This is a genomic window from Sulfurimicrobium lacus, from assembly GCF_011764585.1.
GTDB classification, from domain to species: domain Bacteria; phylum Pseudomonadota; class Gammaproteobacteria; order Burkholderiales; family Sulfuricellaceae; genus Sulfurimicrobium; species Sulfurimicrobium lacus.
In genome coordinates this window covers 36,436-54,201 of record NZ_AP022853.1, presented here as the reverse complement: position 1 = coordinate 54,201, position 17,766 = coordinate 36,436, and the positions used below count along the sequence as shown (strand labels likewise).

Below are 17,766 nucleotides of genomic sequence, written 5' to 3'. Positions count from 1 at the left end.
ATGGCCCTGCACACTTCCTCGCAACAATCCGCCATGGCGGATATCAACGTCACTCCCTTGGTGGACGTGATGCTGGTACTGCTGATCGTGTTCATCGTCACCGCGCCGCTGCTGATGCAGGCTGTCAAGGTTGACCTGCCCAAGACGGCGGCCGTCGCGCCGCTCAAGCAGACCCAGACGATTCAGCTCGCCATCAATGCGCAGGGCACGGTCTACATCGACCAGCGCCCCATTCATTTCGATATTCTCGAAACCGAGCTGAAAAATCTGCGCGCCGCGACGCCCGACATCAATGTCCAGCTGCACGCCGACGAAAACGTCAAATACGGCCGCGTGGCGCAGGTCATGGCCGCGATCAACCGGGCCGGCATCAGCAAACTCGGGTTCGTCACCTTGCCGCAGTAGAGGCACCCCTGCGACAACGTGTCGCATTCTTCCTTTCGCCCGCCGCTATTAGCATACGTGCTTTGTGTTAGTGCTAAAGGGAAGAATAATGTTGAAGCACCTGTGGTGGGGGCCGGTTACCGGCCTGCTGGCGTGCAACCTGGCGGTTGCGGCGGACGACAACAAGGCGACGCAGTTGGGCGAGGTAGTGGTCACCGCGCCGATGATGGAACAGCCGCTGGTAGTCGTCACCGACCCCAAGGCGCCGCGCCAGCCCGTGCCGGCGCACGACGGGGCGGACATCCTCAAAAGCATTCCCGGCTTCGCCGTGATCCGCAAGGGCGGCACCGACGGCGACCCGGTATTCCGCGGCATGGCGGCGTCTCGTCTCAACATCCTGCTCGACGGCGAACAGATCATGGGCGGCTGCGGCATGCGCATGGACCCGCCCACGGCCTACATCTTCCCCGAATCCTATGACCGCATTACCGTCATCAAAGGCCCGCAGTCCGTGCTTTACGGTCCGGGCAGCTCGGCCGGCACAGTGCTGTTTGAACGCGACATCAAGCGCTTTGCGCAGCCGGGCTGGAAATTCAACGGCAGCCTGACCGCCGGCAGTTTCGGCCGTAACGACCAAGTCGCCGACGTGCGCGCCGGCACGCCCGACTTCTACTTCCAGGGCACCGGCACCCGCTCCGACTCGAACGACTACAAGGACGGCGACGGCAAGAGCGTGCATTCCGCCTACACCCGCTGGAGCACCAGCGCCGCGGTGGGCTGGACGCCGGACAACGACACCCGGCTGGAAGTCTCCGGGGTCCGCAGCGACGGCCAGGCCGCCTATGCCGACCGCACCATGGACGGCGTCAAGTTCTCGCGCGAAAACGTCGGGCTGAAGTTCGAGAAAAAGAACCTTTCCCAACTGGTGGAAAAAATCGAGGCCCAGGCCTATTACAACTACGTCGACCACGTGATGGACAATTACACCCTGCGCAGCGTAGCCAGCACGGCGGCGAGAATGGTCAACAACCCGGACCGCGAAACGATCGGCGGCCGCGCTGCGATCACCCTGCGTTTCAACGACGCGACCAAAGCCACCGTGGGAGCCGATTACCAGTCTAACGTCCACACCCTGCGCACCGGCATGGGCGCAACGGCCGACAACTACACCAGCGCGGCGCGCAGCGAGGACGCAAATTTCCGCAATTACGGCCTATTCGGCGAGCTGACCCATTACCTGGCCGAGCGCGACAAGGTCGTCGCCGGCCTGCGCGCCGACAGCTGGAACGCTCAGGACAAGCGCGCCGCCACCTTGAGCACGAAGGACGCCGCCAGCCTGATGTACTCCTATACCAACCCGACCGCGGGCATGAGCCGGGACAAAACCCTCACCAGCGGCTTCGCACGCTACGAGCACGACCTGGCAGTCATGCCCACCACGCTCTACGCCGGCCTCGGCCACACCGAGCGCTTCCCCGATTACTGGGAGCTGATCTCGGCGAACAAGGAAAGCCTTACCACCCACAGCGCCTTCGACACCAAGCCGGAAAAAACCAACCAGCTCGACGCCGGCATGGTCTTCAACAATGGCAAACTCACCGCTTCGCTCTCCGGCTTCTACAGCAAAATCGACGACTACATCATGGTTCAGTCCGGTGTCGTCAAAACTTATGCCGCCGGAAACAGGACAATTTCTGTTGTTCGCAACGTGGATGCGACCACCTGGGGCGGCGAAGCCGGCCTGAGCTATGCGCTCACCGGCACCTGGAAGGCCGACGCCACGCTGGCCTACGTACACGGCGACAACGACACCGACGGCACCCCGCTGGCTCAGCTGCCGCCGCTGGAAGTGCGCCTGGGACTGAGCTACGACAACAAGACTTGGTCTACCGGCGCATTGCTGCGCCTGGTGTCGGAACAGGACCGCTTCGACCGCAACAAGGGCAACATCGTCGGCCAGGACATCGGCCGCACCCCGGGCTTCGGCGTGTTCTCGCTCAACGCGGGCTACCGTCCCAAGAAGGGCGTGCTGATCGCCGGCGGCATCGACAATCTGTTCGACAAGACCTACGCCGAGCATATCAGCCGTTCCGGCGCCATGGTGACCGGTTTCGACCAGACGATCCGGGTCAACGAACCGGGAAGAAATATTTGGATCAAACTCAATATCGCGCTGGATTGATCGCCTGTCCTCATCGGTTCCGGCTGCCCGCAGCGGCTGGATCTTGAAGAAAGAACGAGTTGAAAATGCCTGGGGCGGTTTTTACCGCCCCTTTTCATGGCTATATGGAATGCGCCAATTCCAGCGTTACTCGCAGTCCTTTGCCTGCCTCACCCTCTCCCAGCGTCAGCTTTGCGCCATGCAGGTCCGCAATACGCCTGACGATGGACAATCCCAGGCCGCTGCCCGGCACCTCGTGGCCTAGTACGCGGTAAAAACGGTCGAACACCCGTTGCCGCTCCTCGTCGGGAATGCCCGGCCCGCTGTCCGTCACTTCCAGGCGCCCGGCTTCGACCGACACCACGACCCGGCCGCCCGGGGGAGAGTAAAGAATGGCATTGTCCACCAGGTTGCGCAGCAGGATGCCGAGCATGGCCGGGCTGCCTGTGACCGAAGCGGACTCGGCGCCTGTCAGCTCGAGTTCGATGTGTTTGGCCAGCGCGCCCGGCATCAGGTCGGCCAAAGTGCGCCGGGCTAGGGCTGCAAGGTCGCAGCGCTCGGAAATTGCCGCGTTTTCCGCCGCAGGGTCGAGCCGCGCCAGGGTCAGCAGTTGTTCCACCAGGTGGGTGGCGCGGTCGGTACCGAGCACCAGGTTTTCCAGCGCCGTACGGCGCTGGCCGGGTTCTTCCGCGCGCAAGGCCACCTGGGCCTGCGTCTTCAGGGCCGCGAGCGGGGTGCGCAGCTCGTGAGCGGCATCAGCGGTGAAGCGGCGCTCGTTTTCCAGCGCCTCTCCTAGCCGCGTCAGCAGGCTGTTGAGGGAATCCACCAGAGGGGCGATTTCGGCCGGAATGCCCTCGCGCGCAAGGGGAGCCAGATAGCCGGGGTCGCGCGCCGCCACCTCGTTATTTACCTTGCGCAACGGCGCCAGCCCGCGTCCCAGGGCGATCCATACCAGCAAGGCAAGGAACGGCAAGCCCAGCGCCAGGGGGAGGAGCAGCCGCCCAGCCACGTTGGCGGCGAGTTCCTGGCGCACTTCATGGTGTTCGCCCATCTGCACCAGGACTTCCCCTTCCTCGTCCCAATGGCTGAACACGCGCCAGCCCTGGCCAGCGATCGTGACATCTTCGAAACGTCCGCGATGTTCTCCATGATGGTCATGCGATTTTTCGCCCGGGTGAGCTGCGGCATAGCCGGGCGACAAAAGCTGCTCGGGTGCGCCCGATGAGCGCAGCAACAGGCGGCCCTCGTTGTCCCAAAGCTGGAAGGCGAGCTCGCGTTCGTATTTGTGGTCGCCGGAGCGAACCTCCCCCGCCACGCCGTCGTGGTCGCCGCGCCTCTCCTTTATGTCATGGGCCGCCTGGGCCAGCAACACCTTGGCGGACTGGGCCAGCTGGGCGTCGAAAATCTCGTCGATCTCGTGGTGCGTGTCGAAATAGGTGAACAGGGCGGTGGCGAGCCACGCGACGGTCACTGCGCCGAGCAGCAGCAGGAGCAGCTTGGCGCGCAGGGAAGTGGGTTTCTTCATGGTTTATCGATCATGTAGCCGACTCCCCGCAAGGTGCGGATCAGTTCGGCGCCGAGTTTCTTGCGCAGATGGTGGACGTGCACTTCCACCGCGTTGCTTTCCACTTCCTCGCCCCAGCCGTAAAGGCTTTGCTCCAGCTGCTCGCGCGACAGGGCGCGGCCGGCGTTTTCCAGCAAGTCCAGCAGGACGGCGAACTCCCTGGGAGAAAGCTCCACGGCAACACCCGCCAGCGCCGCCGTGCGGGACGCCGGGTCGACCTGCAGCGCGCCATGGACGATGAGCGGCGTCGACCGCCCGCCCGCGCGGCGCAGCAAAGCGCGTATGCGTGCAGCCAGTTCGTCCAGATCGAAGGGTTTGACCAGGTAGTCGTCGGCGCCCGCATCGAGGCCGCGCACCCGGTCGCCGACCGTGTCCCTGGCGGTAAGGATCAGTACCGGCGTGCTGTTTCCCGTACCGCGCAGCCATTTCAATAAATCCGTGCCGGACAGGCGGGGCAGGCCGAGATCGAGCACCAGCAGCGCATAATCCCCGGCTTCCAGCGCCAGTTTGGCGGCCAGGCCGTCCTTTACCCAGTCCACGGCGAAACCCACCTGGGTCAGGCCGACGCGGATGCCGTCGCCGAGCAGCGGATCGTCTTCAACCAGCAACAGGCGCATAATATTTTGGAGTCTTTGTCATGTGGATCAGTCTAACGCAAGGAGACCCTGGCGGCCACTTCGCGGGGGATGGCGCTGGCGACGAAAATGCCTTGTTCCGCGTTTTGGTGGCAGGCAACGCAATTGGCCCTGGTGCCGACCTTGGCGCTGCGCCATACGCTGGCCGCGATAGGCCGATGCTTGCCCTTCCAGTAGGGTGTTTCGGTGATGCGCAGGGGGGTTTCACGTGGATCAATGGAGCGCATGATCTTGTAGCCGGCAGCCTGTTCCCTGGCGGCGACGGCGGCACTGCCGAAGTACCAGAGCCCGCCTGCAGCGACCGCAGCCAGCAACAGCAACGCGCTAAATGAGCGCTTTGCAGAGGCAGCGGCCTCGGGTGTCCCTTCCTTGCTGCCGGTGAGCATGGCGCGCGCCAGGTTCTCGCGGTGGCGCCAGCTTTCCAGCGCCACGCCTGCCAAGTGCAGGATCACCATGGCCAGCATTGCATTGACCAGCGCCTCGTGTACTTCCTTGAATGCCTTGGCCGAGCCATATGGCACCCATTCCGCCAGTGGCCCCTGTCCTTCCTGGCCCGCCAGCGTGACCAGCCCGCTTAGCCCCGCCAGCAATGCCAGCCCCAGCAGCAGATACACCGCCCAGCTACCCGCCGGGTTGTGGCCGAGGTGGCGTTGGGCGGTTCCCGCAAAAACCTGTTTCAGGTAACCGAGACCTTCCCTTAAGCTGAAGTGAAAGGAAGAAAAGCGCGCATAACGCCCCCCGACGAAGCCCCACACCAGGCGGAAGCCCAGCAGGCCGAGCATCAGGTAGCCGGCGAAAACGTGTACAGCGAGCCAGTTTGCTTCTTCCGCACTGAGGTAGGCGACCGCGAAGCTCGCCGCCAGCAGCCAGTGAAACAGGCGCGTGGGCAAGTCCCAGACGAGGATTTTCATACCTCCTCCCTAACAGTCATGGCAACGGAGCCACCCCGGATTTTATAATTCGCCATGACTGTTTCCCCCTCCCCGGCCCTCCCCCGCAAGCGGGAGAGGGGGACGCAGGCTCGCTGTGCGAGTTTCATGTTATCGCGGAATCCGGATCTGATGCTCGGAGTAATCGCCGCGCTCCGCGCCCCCGTGGCAGGCCAAACAATTGGCCGGGCCGCCCACCTTTGGCCGCTTCCAGACTTGCGGGGAAACTTCATCGTGCTTGCGCACGAACCAGGCGGTTTCGCTGATACGCAGCGGGGTCTCGTTAGGGCCGAGAGAGCCCAGCACTTTTTTTGCGCGTTTGTTGGCCCCTCGCTCGGCGCTGTTGTTTACCAGAAAGGCCGTGATTTCCTGCGCCGTCGGCCCGTCCAGGCTGGCATCCTGGCCGAAGTGCCTGTCCAGGCCGCCCATCATCTTGCGCCACGAACGCTCCGGCAGCAGGGAGGGCGGGTAGGCGATGTGGCAGGCGCTGCATTCGGTTTTCCATTTCTGGTTGGTCGCCGCCGGGGCGAGATTTTCGTTCCCGTCGGCGCACACCGGGGCGGCGGCGAGCAGGGTGATGATGACAAATATGCGTTTCATGGCAGGCTCCTATTTGATCGACAGCAGGTAGGCAAGAAAGTCGCCCTTTTCCTGGGCGGTGCAGGCGCGTTCCATAACGTCCTGACAATTGCGCTTGAACCATTTCTCCACCTTGGCGGGGTCGCTCAGGCGTTCCTTGTTGGCGATAGGCGCCATGGGCAGGATTTCCTTGCTGGTCTTCTCATTGCGCCCGAGCGCCTTGGGGTTGTCGCTATGGCAGGCGGCACAACTGACCGACTTGCCGTTGCTGTGGGTGCGTTTGGCGTGATAGAACTGCTCGCCGCGCGCGGCGGAAAAAGCCTGGAATTGCGGGTTCGCCTGTCTGGCTTGCATCTCATAGCCCTGCAGCAGGTCGGCGGGTGCGGCTAGTGCCGCCCCCGAAGCAAACAGGCAAAGGCAGGAAAGGAATAAGCGGCTCATGGTGGTTCTCCTGGTTAATGATCTGGGGAGAACTGTACCGCTCGATTCTTAAGGGAAGCTTATGATGGGCAACCCTGGTTGCCGGCCCTCACTCCACCAGCAAACCGAGCTTGCCTGCCAGCCACTTGGTGGTGGTGGCCTGGATCAGGATGGTCATGAGGATGGCGATGAAGGTTACCGAGGCGATGATCTCCGCACCCGGTGCCTTCATGCCCAGCAGCAGGCCGGCCAGGGCGCCGGGGATCACCCCGGTTTCGCGCGTCCAGCACATGAACAGCAACTCGTTGCGGCTCCATTTGGCGCGCCGATCCGGGCCGGCGCACAGGAACACCGTCACCGGGCGCGCCACCAGCATGAAGATCACCACCACCGTGGCGCCGGCCAGCAGGTACTGGTTCATCAGGGCGAAATCGACCTGGGCGCCGAGCAGGATGAAGATGAACATGCGCATGATCAGCGCGGTGGTCATGATGTAATCCTCGAGAATGCGCTCGTCGTGTTTTTCCGGCTTGAAACCGAAAGTCTGCTGGTTACCCAGCATGATGCCGAACACGAACACCGCCATGAAACCGCTCGAGTGCAGGCCGTCGGCACTCATATAAGCGCCGATCACCGCCATCAGTGTCACCACCGGTGCGTACTCGGCCAGAAAACCATAGCGCTCGTGGGAAATCAGCATCGCCGCCAGGTAGCCCAGCACCCCGCCGATAGCGATACCCAGCAGGGACTGCTTGAGCAGGTCGAACACGGCGTCGCCGGCCGAAAACTCGCCAGCACCCATGGCCACCCCGAGCACGGTAAAGGTCACGATGGCGCCCATGGCATCGTTGAATGCGGACTCCGTCATCACGGTTTGCGCCACCCGCTCCTTGATTTTCACCTGACGGAATACCGGCACCAGGGTGGCCGGATCGGTGGAGGCGATCACCGTACCCAGCAACAACGCCACTATCATCGGCACGCCGAGGATGTAGTAAGCGGCCACTCCGGTGATCGCGGCGGTTATCAGGACGCCGATCGTGGCAAGAACGGTGATGGAGATCCACACTTCCTTGAGCACCTTGAGGCGGATCGAGGCGCCGCCGTCGAACAGGATGTAGCTCGAACCGAAAATCAGGATCAGCTGGTTGATGGAGGAATCGGCCTTGATGTCGATCAGCCCCAGCACGCCAGGGCCAAGCAGCATGCCCACCAGCAGGAACACCACGACGTCCGGCACCCGCATCAGCCGGGCCAGCAGGCCGGAAAAGGTCCCCACGGCGAGGATGATGCCGAACACCAACAGGATGTGTTTTGCCAATTCGATAGCAGCAGAAGATTCCACGGTTCAACTCTCAGTAATGAATCAAGTTACATGCTTGCAATAGGTCTCGCGGGACTTCACGGCCCCGACCAGTCCCGCCAGGGAAAACAGCAGCAGGATCGCCAACCCGACCTGGTAGTTGAAAGCCGAATAGACGCGCACGCCCGCACTGAGTTTACCATCCCAGGCCAAGTCCATCACCCAGCCGATCAACGGCTGCAGCAGGCCGGCGCCGAGGAAGCTGCCGGTATTCACCACACTCGTAGCCATGCCGGACAGGGCAGGGGGGTTTACCTCCTTGGCGATCGCCCAGCTCAGGGTGAAGCCGGAAGCGCCGACTCCCATGGCGAAGAACAGGAGCAGGCTCGCAAATAACGGCATGCGCACCATCGCCAGCCACGGCAGCCAGCACAGAAGATACAGCAGGATGCCGGCCAGCATGATCGGGCGGCGGCGGCCGAGGCGATCCGACGCCATTCCGCTCAACAGCGCACCCGAAGCGAAGCCTGCCAGCAGCAGACTGGTATGCGCCGCAGCCAGGGGGCGCGACATGGCGTGAACATCCTGCAGGAATGGCACTGCCCACAGCCCGGCAAAGGTGAACAACGTGCCGCCGATGCCGAGATTGGGCCAGAAGCCGGGCCATGTCGCCGGGTTTTTCACCACCCGCACCAGCGCGTCGTACCAGTGCCCCCCATGAGGGATGTGGGGCGGTTGTCCATCCAGTTCGCGCATGGAGGGAAAGCCCGCCTCGCCCGGATGGTTGCGCACCAGGAACCAGGTCAGCGCGCCGAGAAATAGGGAGAGCCCACCAGCTGCCACGAATATGCTGCGCCATGAAACGAAGCTCAGCGCCCACACCAAGGGGGACGCCGCCAACACCGCGCCGAGGTTGCCGAGCAGTATGGTGAAACCGGCGACAGTACCGAAATGGCGGTCGTGAAACCACATCGCATTCAATTTCATGATGGCGATGAATATCACCGACACGCCCAGCCCGACCAGGAATCGCCCGATGGACGCAAACACCAAGGTATCGGCAAGACCGAACAGGATCGAACCCAGGCCTGCCACCAGGCCGCCGAACGTCGCGATTTTGCGCACGCCCAAGGTGTCGACCAAGACCCCGGTGGGAATCTGCATCAGCGTGTAGACATAGAAATATATTGCGGCCAAGCCGCCCAGCACTGCGCCGCTGGCGTGGAAGGCGAGTTGCAGTTCAGCGGCGATGGCAGCCGGAGCGAGGCGGTGAAAGTAGGCCAGCACGTAGGCCAGCGCCAGCAGAAGAAAAGCTCCCCAGCGCCAGCGGCGCATGGCGCGCCGCTGTTGTGGATTCAGCACGGAAGGATTACAGACGGTGACTAGAGGCGTGGCGCGGTAGAGCGGCTTGCTTCCAGCCATTTCTTGACGCGGTTGGCGTCGGCGATACGGGTGTATTTGCCCCACGAATCAAGCAACACGATAATCACCGGGCGACTGGCGATTTTGGCCTGCATCACCAGGCAACGCCCCGCTTCGTTGATGAAACCGGTTTTCGACAGGCCGATGTCCCACGACGGGCTTTTCACCAGCGCGTTGGTGTTCTTGTATGGCGTGAGCCGACCGTTGTCCTGAACGACGTCATAGGCTTCGGTCGTCGTTATTGCGCGAATCTGTTCGTAGTCATGGCCGGCCTTGACCATTTTCACCAGATCCTCGGCGGTGGAAACGTTCTCCGAATGCAGCCCGGTCGGGTCGACAAAACGGCTGTGGGTCATGCCCAGTTCGGCTGCCTTGCGATTCATGGCGGTAACGAAATTCGCCGTACCGCCAGGATAGGTGCGGGCCAGCGCGTGCGCGGCACGGTTTTCCGAAGCCATCAGCGCGATTTGCAGCATTTCCTGGCGCGACAGGGTTGTGCCTACGTGAAGCCTGGAACCGGAATTGCGCAGCGAATCGACATCGTCTTCCGCCACCGTGATCGGCTCGGCCATATTCAGCTTCGCGTCCAGCAATACCATGGCGGTCATGAGCTTGGTAATGGAAGCGATGGGTGCCTGATTGGTGGCATTGTGCGAATAAATGGTCGTGCCGCTCGACTGGTCGACGATCATGGCAACGGATGAGGCCAGCTTCAGCGGACCGATTTCTTCTACCGCCGCCACTTTTTTCGCGTGACCCTTCACCATTTTCACGGCGTGAGGCTTGACGGCCTTGTGATGACGAATTTTCTTGTGAACCGGCGCCGCAACGGCGATCGAGGAGGAAAGCAGCACGCAGGCTATGAACCATTTCGCTTTCATGACTGATCCTTCATATGCGCTTTAATAAACAATTATAACGTTAAGATATTACATTAGTTTAATGTTTTCTGAAAATATGATTTTCGTCAGTCAAGCGATGCAATTCATGAACGCCTGCTCCAGGTTGGCCGCGGCGAATTGGCGGCAGCAGTCGGCAGGGGTGCCGACAAATCTCAACGCGCCCTGGTGCAGGATCGCCATGCGGTCGCAAATTTCTTCCACGTCCGCCAGCGTGTGGGAGCTGAAGAACAGCGTATGGCCTTGCGCCTTGAGACGCTGTAACTGACGCTTGAGAAGCGCCCGTGCTTTGGGGTCGAGGCCGCTCATCGGCTCGTCGAGCAGGGAGAGCGGGCGCTCGCTGAGAAAGCACGCCGCCAGGCCGAGCTTCTGGGTCATACCCTTGGAGTAAGTGCGCACTGGCTTGCCAAGCGCGGCCGGATCGAGATCCAGGGCGTCCAGCATGCGCTCGACTTGGGACGGGTCGTACGCCTGGCCGCGCAGCCTGAGCATGTAATTCAGGAAATCCTTGCCGGTAAGGTAGGAAGGCGGCGTGAAGCGTTCCGGCACGAAGGCCAGCGTTGCCCGCGCTTGATGCTGGCGGTGGCTGCGGCCAAAAATCTCGATGCTGCCACTGTCCGGCTCCGAGAAATCCAGCAGGCATTTGAGCAGGGTGGTTTTGCCCGCGCCATTAACGCCGACCAGGCCGAAAAACTCGCCGGGCTGGACCGCAAGGTCGACACCCTGCAGAACGGGACTCTTGCCGTAGGCTTTGCTGAGCTGCTTGAAGTGAAGTGCGGGCGCGGACATATAGGCGAATAAATTTATCACAGAAGGGCATAAGGCAGCGCATGCCCAGCGCATCATCCCCGGAAGTTTTTCATGGGAAAGCATGGAACGCTTTATAATTCCGGCATCTTAACGCAGCGGACTCCACAGCTATGAACATTACCTTCATCGGCGGCGGCAACATGGCCTCGGCCCTGATCGGCGGCCTGATCAAACAGGGCTTCAAGGGGGCGAGCATTTGCGTGGTGGATATTTCGCCCGAAAATCTGCAAAGCCTGCACGCCCGTTACCAAGTGCAGACCTTTGCCGAGCTGGGCAGCGCGTCAGCCGCCAGCGACGTCATCGTTCTGGCGGTGAAGCCGCAGCAGCTGCACGGCGTGGCAGCGACTCTGGCGCCCCTGTTGCAGCAACAACTGGTGATTTCCATCGCGGCCGGGGTACGCGCGAACGATCTCAGCCGCTGGCTGGGCGGCTACCGCCAGCTGGTGCGCACCATGCCCAACACCCCTGCCATGGTATCTTCCGGCATGACCGGGCTTTACGCCTTGCCCGAAGTGACCACGGCACAGCGCGAGCAGGCCGCAACCGTGCTGCAGGCCGTCGGCAGCACGCTGTGGCTGGAAGAGGAAAGCCAGATGGACGCCGTTACCGCCGTGTCCGGCAGCGGCCCGGCCTATGTGTTCTATTTCATGGAAGCCATGCAGGCGGCCGCCACGGAACTCGGCTTTTCTCCCCAGCAGGCGCGCACGCTCACCCTGGAAACCTTCCTCGGCGCCGCCAGGCTGGCCGCGCAGAGCGACGAGGACGCCGCCACCCTGCGCGCCAGGGTCACTTCCAAGGGCGGCACCACGGAGCGGGCACTGGGCACCATGGAGGACGCCGGCATCAAGGCGTCCATCGTCCAGGCCATACATGCTGCAGCAGTGCGCTCCCGCGAGCTGGGCGACGCTCTCGGAAAGGAATAAACATGCTGAACCAGGCCCTGCTATTCTTGCTCGACACCCTGCTGTCTCTGGTCGCGGGCGCTTTCCTCCTGCGCTTCTACATGCAGCTGTTGCGCGCACCGTTCCGCAACCCGGTCGGGCAGTTCCTGCTGGCGGCCACCGATTTCGCCGTCAAGCCGCTGCGCCGCATCGTTCCCGGTTTGCTGGGATGGGATATGGCTTCGCTGCTGGCGGCGTGGCTAAGCGAAATCCTGCTGGTCACCACGACCTTCTGGCTGCTGGGCCACAGCGCCGCGTTTCCCGTCGCGCTGGGCGGGCTGGCCTTTCTGGCCGCGGTCAAGCTGCTGTCCTTGAGCGTCAACCTGCTGATCTGGACCGTCATCATCTCGGCCGTGCTGAGCTGGGTTCAGCCGCGCCACTGGTTCAACAGCCTCGCCGGCGGCCTGGCATGGCCGTTCCTGCGGCCGCTGCAGCGCATCATTCCGCCGATCGGCAACGTCGACTTGTCGCCCCTGGTACTGATCCTGATTTGTCAGCTGATCCTGATGCTGCCCATCGCCTGGCTCGAACAGCTCGCAGTACAGCTTGTCTGACAACGCGAAAACCTGGTACCGCCGCGACGGCGAGAGCATCATCCTGACGCTACACGTCCAGCCCGGCGCCAAACGCACCGAAGTCGCCGGCATCCACGACGGCGCGCTGAAGATCAAGATCGGCGCCGCGCCGGTGGAAGGCCAGGCCAACGCCAGGCTGGTGGAGTTTCTCAAGAAAGCATTTGACGTGCCGGCAAGCCGAGTGATAATTAGGCAGGGCACGAGCGGAAGGCGGAAAGTCGTGGAAATTCAAGGCTCAAGCCGCAGCGCGGAAGATTTACTGGTAACGGGGAAAGCATGAGCGTGCAGCTCCAGTCCGAAGTCGAACATTATCGCCAGTGGCGCGACGAACTCGTGGCCGCGATCGGCGCCTACCAGTCGTGGCTGGACAGCGCGGGCGAAGTGGATGCCCAGCAATCGCTGCGCATTTTCGACGTGGTCGAAAGCCTGAAGAAGGACCGCCTGGTGCTGGCCTTTGTGGCCGAATTTTCGCGCGGCAAGACCGAGTTGATCAATGCCCTGTTTTTCTCCGATTTCAAGCAGCGCCTGTTACCTTCCGACGTCGGTCGCACCACCATGTGTCCCACGGAAATCTTTTGCGACCCCAGCGAAGAGCCCTACATCCGCTTGCTGCCCATCGAAACGCGCTACCGCGAGGAAAGCATCGCCGCGCTGAAGCGCCTGCCAGTCGAATGGAGCAAAATCCGCCTCAACCTGGACGACCAGAACGAAATGCTGAAGGCCATGCACAGCGTGGCGCAAAAGAAGCACGTATCGATGAACGACGCCAAGGCCCTGGGGCTGTGGGACGATAGCGACCCCGACCTCAAGGACATGGTGCATCCCGATGGCTCGGTGGAAATCCCCGCCTGGCGCCATGCCCTCATCAATTACCCGCACCCGCTGCTGCAGAGCGGCCTGGTGATACTCGATACGCCGGGCCTGAACGCCCTCGGCACCGAGCCGGAACTGACCCTCTCCATGATCCCCAACGCCCATGCGGTGCTGTTCCTGCTCGCCATGGACACCGGCGTGACCAAGTCCGACATGGACATCTGGCACAAGTACATCCAGAAATTCGTCCCCCATCGACTCGCCGTGCTCAACAAGGTGGATATCCTGTGGGACGACCTCAAGCCCTGGGAAGTGATTCAGGCCAGCGTGAGCAAGCAGCTGGAAGATACCGCGCGCTTGCTCGAACTGCCACTCACCAACGTGCTCGCCGTTTCCGCGCAGAAAGCGCTGCTGGCAAAAGTGCGCGGCGATGAGCTGTTATTGAAGAAGAGCGGCATCCAGGCGGTCGAAAGCATGCTGGCGAACCATGTCATCCCTGCCAAGCAGCAGATTCTGCGCGCCGCCGTGAAAAAGGACATCGGGGCCATGGTGGAGCTGTCGCACCAGGGCGTGCGCGGCGAACTGGCCGCCGTGCGCCGTGAGCTCAAGGAATTGACGGCGCTGACCGGCAAGAACCGCGAAGTCATCAAGAAGCTGCTGGACAAGGTGCAGGCGGACAAGATGCTCTACGAGCAGACCGTGAAAAGCTTCAACATCACCCGCGGCGTGATCTCCCAGCAGGGCAGGGCGCTCATTGCCAGCCTGGATAGCGACAGGCTGGCGGAAATGCTGGGAAAGAGCCGCAGCGCCATCGAAGGTAGCTGGACCACCAACGGCCTGCTGCGCAGCATGCAATCGCTGTTCGGCCAGGCCACCCAGCAGTTCGACAAGATCCATCACCATGCCGGGCAGATCAAGGGCCTGGTGGACGCGGCCTACAAACGTTTCCACGAGCAGCACGGCTTCGAGCAGCTCTCGCCGCCGCCGCTGGGCCTGGAACGCGCGCGCCAGGGGCTGCTCGACCTGGCTCAGCAAACCACTGACTTCTGCAACGACCCGCTCAACATCATGACCGAGAAGCATTTTCTCGTGCGCAAGTTCTACACCGGACTGGTGGCTTCCGCCGACGGCGTGTTCGAGCAGGCGCGCGGGGAATGCGATTCGTGGTTAAGAGCCGCGCTGGCGCCGCTGATGAAACAGATTCATGACTACAAGGCGCAGATCGAACGGCGTGTCGCCACTGTGAAGCAGATTCACGACAACATCGACACGCTGGAAGAACGCATCAAGGATCTGGTGCAACGCCAGGCCGCGCTGCTGAAGCAGAACGAGGCCATCGACAATATCCGTTGCAAAATCCACGAACAGTCGCGGCCGCAGCAAAACAGCGCTGCCGCGTAAAGCCTTACATCAGAATCACGTCGTACTGTTCCTGCGAATACTGACTCTCCACCTGGAGTGAAATCGGCTTGCCGATGAAGTCGCCCAGCTGGGCCATGCTCTGCGACTCCTCGTCGAGGAACATGTCGATGACCTGTTGCGACGCCAGGATGCGGAATTCGCGCGCATCGAACTGGCGCGCTTCGCGCAGCAAATCGCGCAGGATTTCGTAGCACACCGTCTGCGCCGTTTTCAGCTCGCCGCGCCCCTGGCATATCGGGCAAGGTTCGCACAGCACATGGGCAAGGCTTTCGCGGTTGCGCTTGCGCGTCATTTCCACCAGGCCCAGGGCCGAAAACCCGTTGATCGTGATGCGCGCGCGGTCCTTGCTCAGGGCTTTCTTGAATTCTGCCAGCACGGCAGCCTGGTGCTCTTCGTTGTCCATGTCGATGAAGTCGACGATGATGATGCCGCCCAGGTTGCGCAGCCTCAACTGGCGCGCGATAGTCTGCGCCGCTTCGAGATTGGTCTTGAAAATGGTGTCGTCGAAATTGCGCCCGCCGACGAAACCGCCGGTGTTCACGTCCACCGTGGTCAGCGCCTCGGTCTGGTCGAGGATAAGATAGCCGCCGGATTTCAGATCCACCCGTCGCGCCAGCGCTTTTTCGATCTCGTCCTCCACCCCGCGCAGGTCGAACAGCGGGCGCTCGCCCTGATAATGCGAGAGCCTTTCCGCCACGGTGCTGGTGTATTCGCCGGCGAAAGACTGCATGCGCGAAAATGTTTCACGTGAATCAACCACGATGCGGTCGGTTTCTTCCGTGACGAAGTCGCGCAGCACGCGCAGCGGCAGGTCCAGATCATGGTAGAGCATGGTTTTCGGCGCAGCGCCCTTGGCCGCGACCTGAATGTCGCTCCACAACTTGCGCAGATATTCGATGTCGGCGAGCAGCTCCTTGTCGCTCGCCGTTTCCGCCATGGTGCGAATAATAAAGCCGCCGTGTTCGGCATCGGGCAGCAGTTGCTGCAGCTTGTCGCGCAGCATCTCGCGCTCGGCCTCATCCTCGATGCGCTGCGAAATGCCGATATGGGTTTCCTGCGGCAGAAAGACCAGGAAACGCCCCGCCAGGCCGATCTGGGTCGAGAGACGCGCCCCCTTGGTCCCCAATGGGTCCTTGAAGACCTGCACCATCAGGGTCTGGCCTTCGTAAAGCAGGCGCTCGATGGGCCGCGGCTCCTCGCCCGGGGCGCACCAGATATCGGCAACGTGAAGAAATGCAGCCCGATCCAGGCCGATTTCCACAAAAGCGGACTGCATGCCGGGCAACACGCGGCACACCCGTCCCTGGTATATGTTGCCCACCAGGCCGCGCGCGCTGGCCCGCTCGACATGCAGCTCCTGCACGACGGCCTGCTGCAGCACCGCCACTCGGGTTTCCTGCGGCGTAACGTTGATCAGGATTTCTTCGCTCATAGCACTTCTATACCGAATTTTTGCAATAGTTGCGTGGTTTCGAACAGCGGCAGCCCCATCACGCCGGAATAGCTTCCTTCGAGACGCGAAACAAATGCCGCCGCACGGCCCTGAATGGCGTATGCGCCGGCCTTGTCGTGAGACTCGCCGCTGGCGACATACTGCCTGATGCGGCGCGCGTCGATTGGCATGAACTCTACAGTGGAGACGGAAAGCTCGACTTCAACCCGCTCCTCGAAAGACATCGCCACCGCCGTAAGCACTTCGTGGCTGCGTCCCGCCAGGCGGGCCAGCAGGCTCTCGGCGTCAACACGGTCGGCCGGTTTGCCGATGATTTGTCCGTCCAGGATCACGCTAGTATCCGCAGCCAGCACGGGATAAGCCGGCAAATGCCGGGCGCGCGACGCCATGCTGCCCACTTCCGCCTTGGCGCGCGCCAGACGGAGCACGTAATCGCGCGGATTCTCGTCGCCATGCGGCGTCTCGTCGACATCCATGCGCGAGGGGTGGTTGCGCAGCAGCAACACTTCGAAGCGCACCCCGATCTGCTTCAGCAACTCGCGCCGCCGCGGGCTGGCGGAGGCCAGGTAAATGGTCTGGTGAGGATTGTTGGCCATGACTTAAGAGCTCATTTATTCGCGGTGGTAAGGGTGATTCTGGATCACCGACATGGCGCGGTAAAGCTGTTCCGCCAGCAGCACCCGTACCAGGCCGTGCGGCATGGTGAGGCGCGACAGGGACCAGAGCTTCCCGGCACGCTGGCGTAGCGCGGGATGAAGTCCGTCCGCGCCGCCGATGACGAAAGCCACATCGCGCCCGTCCTGCAGCCATGCCTTCATGCTGCCGGCCAGTTCCAGGGTGGTCATTTCGCCGCCGCGCTCATCCAGCATGACGTGGTTTGCCCCAGCAGGCAGCGCCGCCAGGATGCGCGTCATCTCGGCCTCCTGCATCTGCTCGACGGTTTTGCCGCCGGCGCGTTTTTCCGGCTTGATTTCCACCAGTTCGATGCGCGCTTCGCGCGGCATGCGCTTGGCGTATTCGCCGAACGCCTCTTCGACCCAGGACGGCATTTTGTTGCCGACCGCCAGAATCCACAGCTTCATCGCAAGGAACTAGCCCGCTGCCGGCTGATGGTGACGCCGCGACGCTTCGACGCCGCCCCACAACTGCTCGAGATTGTAGTATTCGCGAATGGTGGGCTGCATGATATGCACCACTACCTGGCCGAAATCCACCAGCACCCATTCCCCACTGTCCTCGCCCTCGACGCCGATCATTTCGGCACCTTGTTCCTTGAGCTTGACGATCACATTATTGGCCAAAGCCCGGGTCTGGCGATTGGAGTCGCCGCTGGCGATGATCATGCAATCGGTCATGCTGGTGAGGTGCTTCACATCCAGCACCGCGATATCCTTTGCCTTGATGTCTTCCAGGGCGGCCACCACGGCCTGCTTCATTGCTTCGAGTTCCATTGCTT

At 62.2% G+C, this 17,766-nt stretch carries 19 protein-coding genes; 6 read left to right on the top strand and 13 right to left on the bottom strand.

All coding sequences use genetic code 11. The features are described from left to right. Positions 1 to 405, top strand: coding sequence for an ExbD/TolR family protein (locus tag SKTS_RS00240; RefSeq protein WP_173058640.1), 405 nt, complete (start codon positions 1 to 3; stop codon positions 403 to 405). 88 nt (positions 406 to 493) lie between these two features. Then, positions 494 to 2,566 carry a TonB-dependent copper receptor gene (locus SKTS_RS00235; RefSeq protein ID WP_173058638.1) on the top strand — a complete coding sequence of 691 codons (2,073 nt, stop codon included), beginning with the start codon at positions 494 to 496 and terminating at the stop codon, positions 2,564 to 2,566. 100 nt (positions 2,567 to 2,666) lie between these two features. Here the strand turns inward: SKTS_RS00235 and SKTS_RS00230 are convergent, their stop codons facing one another. The 9 genes from SKTS_RS00230 to SKTS_RS00190 all read right to left on the bottom strand — a co-directional run bounded on the left by SKTS_RS00230 (position 2,667) and on the right by SKTS_RS00190 (position 11,085). After that, complete coding sequence (locus SKTS_RS00230; RefSeq protein WP_173058636.1) at positions 2,667 to 4,070, bottom strand: ATP-binding protein; 1,404 nt, start codon at positions 4,068 to 4,070, stop codon at positions 2,667 to 2,669. Next, the gene (locus SKTS_RS00225) at positions 4,067 to 4,726 is read right to left on the bottom strand and encodes a response regulator (protein WP_173058634.1); all 660 of its coding nucleotides are present in this window, start codon (positions 4,724 to 4,726) and stop codon (positions 4,067 to 4,069) included. Before SKTS_RS00225 ends, SKTS_RS00230 begins: the two co-directional genes overlap by 4 nt. 32 nt (positions 4,727 to 4,758) lie before the next feature. Then, positions 4,759 to 5,655, bottom strand: coding sequence for a cytochrome b/b6 domain-containing protein (locus tag SKTS_RS00220; protein ID WP_173058632.1), 897 nt, complete (start codon positions 5,653 to 5,655; stop codon positions 4,759 to 4,761). A gap of 129 nt (positions 5,656 to 5,784) precedes the next feature. Then, positions 5,785 to 6,273, bottom strand: a complete 489-nt coding sequence (locus tag SKTS_RS00215) for a diheme cytochrome c (RefSeq protein ID WP_173058630.1) — start codon at positions 6,271 to 6,273, stop codon at positions 5,785 to 5,787. Between the two features lie 9 nt (positions 6,274 to 6,282). Further along, positions 6,283 to 6,693, bottom strand: coding sequence for a DUF1924 domain-containing protein (locus tag SKTS_RS00210; protein WP_173058628.1), 411 nt, complete (start codon positions 6,691 to 6,693; stop codon positions 6,283 to 6,285). Positions 6,694 to 6,781: 88 nt separating this feature from the next. Beyond that, positions 6,782 to 8,017, bottom strand: coding sequence for a cation:proton antiporter (locus SKTS_RS00205; protein ID WP_173058626.1), 1,236 nt, complete (start codon positions 8,015 to 8,017; stop codon positions 6,782 to 6,784). A 21-nt stretch (positions 8,018 to 8,038) separates the two neighbouring features. Next, the gene (locus SKTS_RS00200) at positions 8,039 to 9,397 is read right to left on the bottom strand and encodes an MFS transporter (protein ID WP_244617398.1); all 1,359 of its coding nucleotides are present in this window, start codon (positions 9,395 to 9,397) and stop codon (positions 8,039 to 8,041) included. Beyond that, positions 9,358 to 10,278 (bottom strand): D-alanyl-D-alanine endopeptidase, encoded by a 921-nt coding sequence (gene pbpG, locus SKTS_RS00195; protein ID WP_173058624.1) that lies wholly within the window; start codon positions 10,276 to 10,278, stop codon positions 9,358 to 9,360. Before pbpG ends, SKTS_RS00200 begins: the two co-directional genes overlap by 40 nt. A gap of 90 nt (positions 10,279 to 10,368) precedes the next feature. Continuing rightward, positions 10,369 to 11,085: an ABC transporter ATP-binding protein gene (locus SKTS_RS00190; protein ID WP_173058622.1), complete on the bottom strand. Its 717-nt coding sequence runs from the start codon at positions 11,083 to 11,085 to the stop codon at positions 10,369 to 10,371. Between the two features lie 131 nt (positions 11,086 to 11,216). Here SKTS_RS00190 and proC point away from each other — a divergent pair, with 131 nt between their 5' ends. Genes proC through SKTS_RS00170 form a run of 4 tightly spaced genes read left to right on the top strand, consistent with a single transcriptional unit; the run spans position 11,217 to position 14,836 of the window. Then, positions 11,217 to 12,029 carry a pyrroline-5-carboxylate reductase gene (gene proC / locus SKTS_RS00185; protein WP_173058620.1) on the top strand — a complete coding sequence of 271 codons (813 nt, stop codon included), beginning with the start codon at positions 11,217 to 11,219 and terminating at the stop codon, positions 12,027 to 12,029. 2 nt (positions 12,030 to 12,031) lie between these two features. Further along, positions 12,032 to 12,601, top strand: a complete 570-nt coding sequence (locus tag SKTS_RS00180; protein WP_173058619.1) for a YggT family protein — start codon at positions 12,032 to 12,034, stop codon at positions 12,599 to 12,601. Beyond that, on the top strand, positions 12,594 to 12,902 hold the full coding sequence (locus tag SKTS_RS00175; RefSeq protein ID WP_173058615.1) for a DUF167 domain-containing protein: 309 nt from the start codon (positions 12,594 to 12,596) through the stop codon (positions 12,900 to 12,902). Before SKTS_RS00180 ends, SKTS_RS00175 begins: the two co-directional genes overlap by 8 nt. Next, entirely contained in the window at positions 12,899 to 14,836 is a 1,938-nt protein-coding gene (locus SKTS_RS00170) for a dynamin family protein (RefSeq protein ID WP_173058612.1), read from the top strand. Before SKTS_RS00175 ends, SKTS_RS00170 begins: the two co-directional genes overlap by 4 nt. Before the next feature lie 4 nt (positions 14,837 to 14,840). On the opposite strand, the gene rng is transcribed toward SKTS_RS00170, so the two are convergent. Genes rng through rsfS form a run of 4 tightly spaced genes read right to left on the bottom strand, consistent with a single transcriptional unit; the run spans position 14,841 to position 17,761 of the window. Next, positions 14,841 to 16,289, bottom strand: coding sequence for a ribonuclease G (gene rng / locus SKTS_RS00165; protein ID WP_173058609.1), 1,449 nt, complete (start codon positions 16,287 to 16,289; stop codon positions 14,841 to 14,843). After that, on the bottom strand, positions 16,286 to 16,906 hold the full coding sequence (locus SKTS_RS00160) for a Maf family protein (RefSeq protein WP_173058606.1): 621 nt from the start codon (positions 16,904 to 16,906) through the stop codon (positions 16,286 to 16,288). Before SKTS_RS00160 ends, rng begins: the two co-directional genes overlap by 4 nt. A gap of 15 nt (positions 16,907 to 16,921) precedes the next feature. After that, a complete protein-coding gene (gene rlmH / locus SKTS_RS00155) occupies positions 16,922 to 17,392 on the bottom strand; it encodes a 23S rRNA (pseudouridine(1915)-N(3))-methyltransferase RlmH (RefSeq protein ID WP_173058603.1) in 471 nt (156 codons plus the stop codon). Positions 17,393 to 17,401: 9 nt separating this feature from the next. Beyond that, the gene (gene rsfS, locus SKTS_RS00150) at positions 17,402 to 17,761 is read right to left on the bottom strand and encodes a ribosome silencing factor (RefSeq protein WP_173058600.1); all 360 of its coding nucleotides are present in this window, start codon (positions 17,759 to 17,761) and stop codon (positions 17,402 to 17,404) included. Between the last annotated feature and the right edge of the window lie 5 nt (positions 17,762 to 17,766).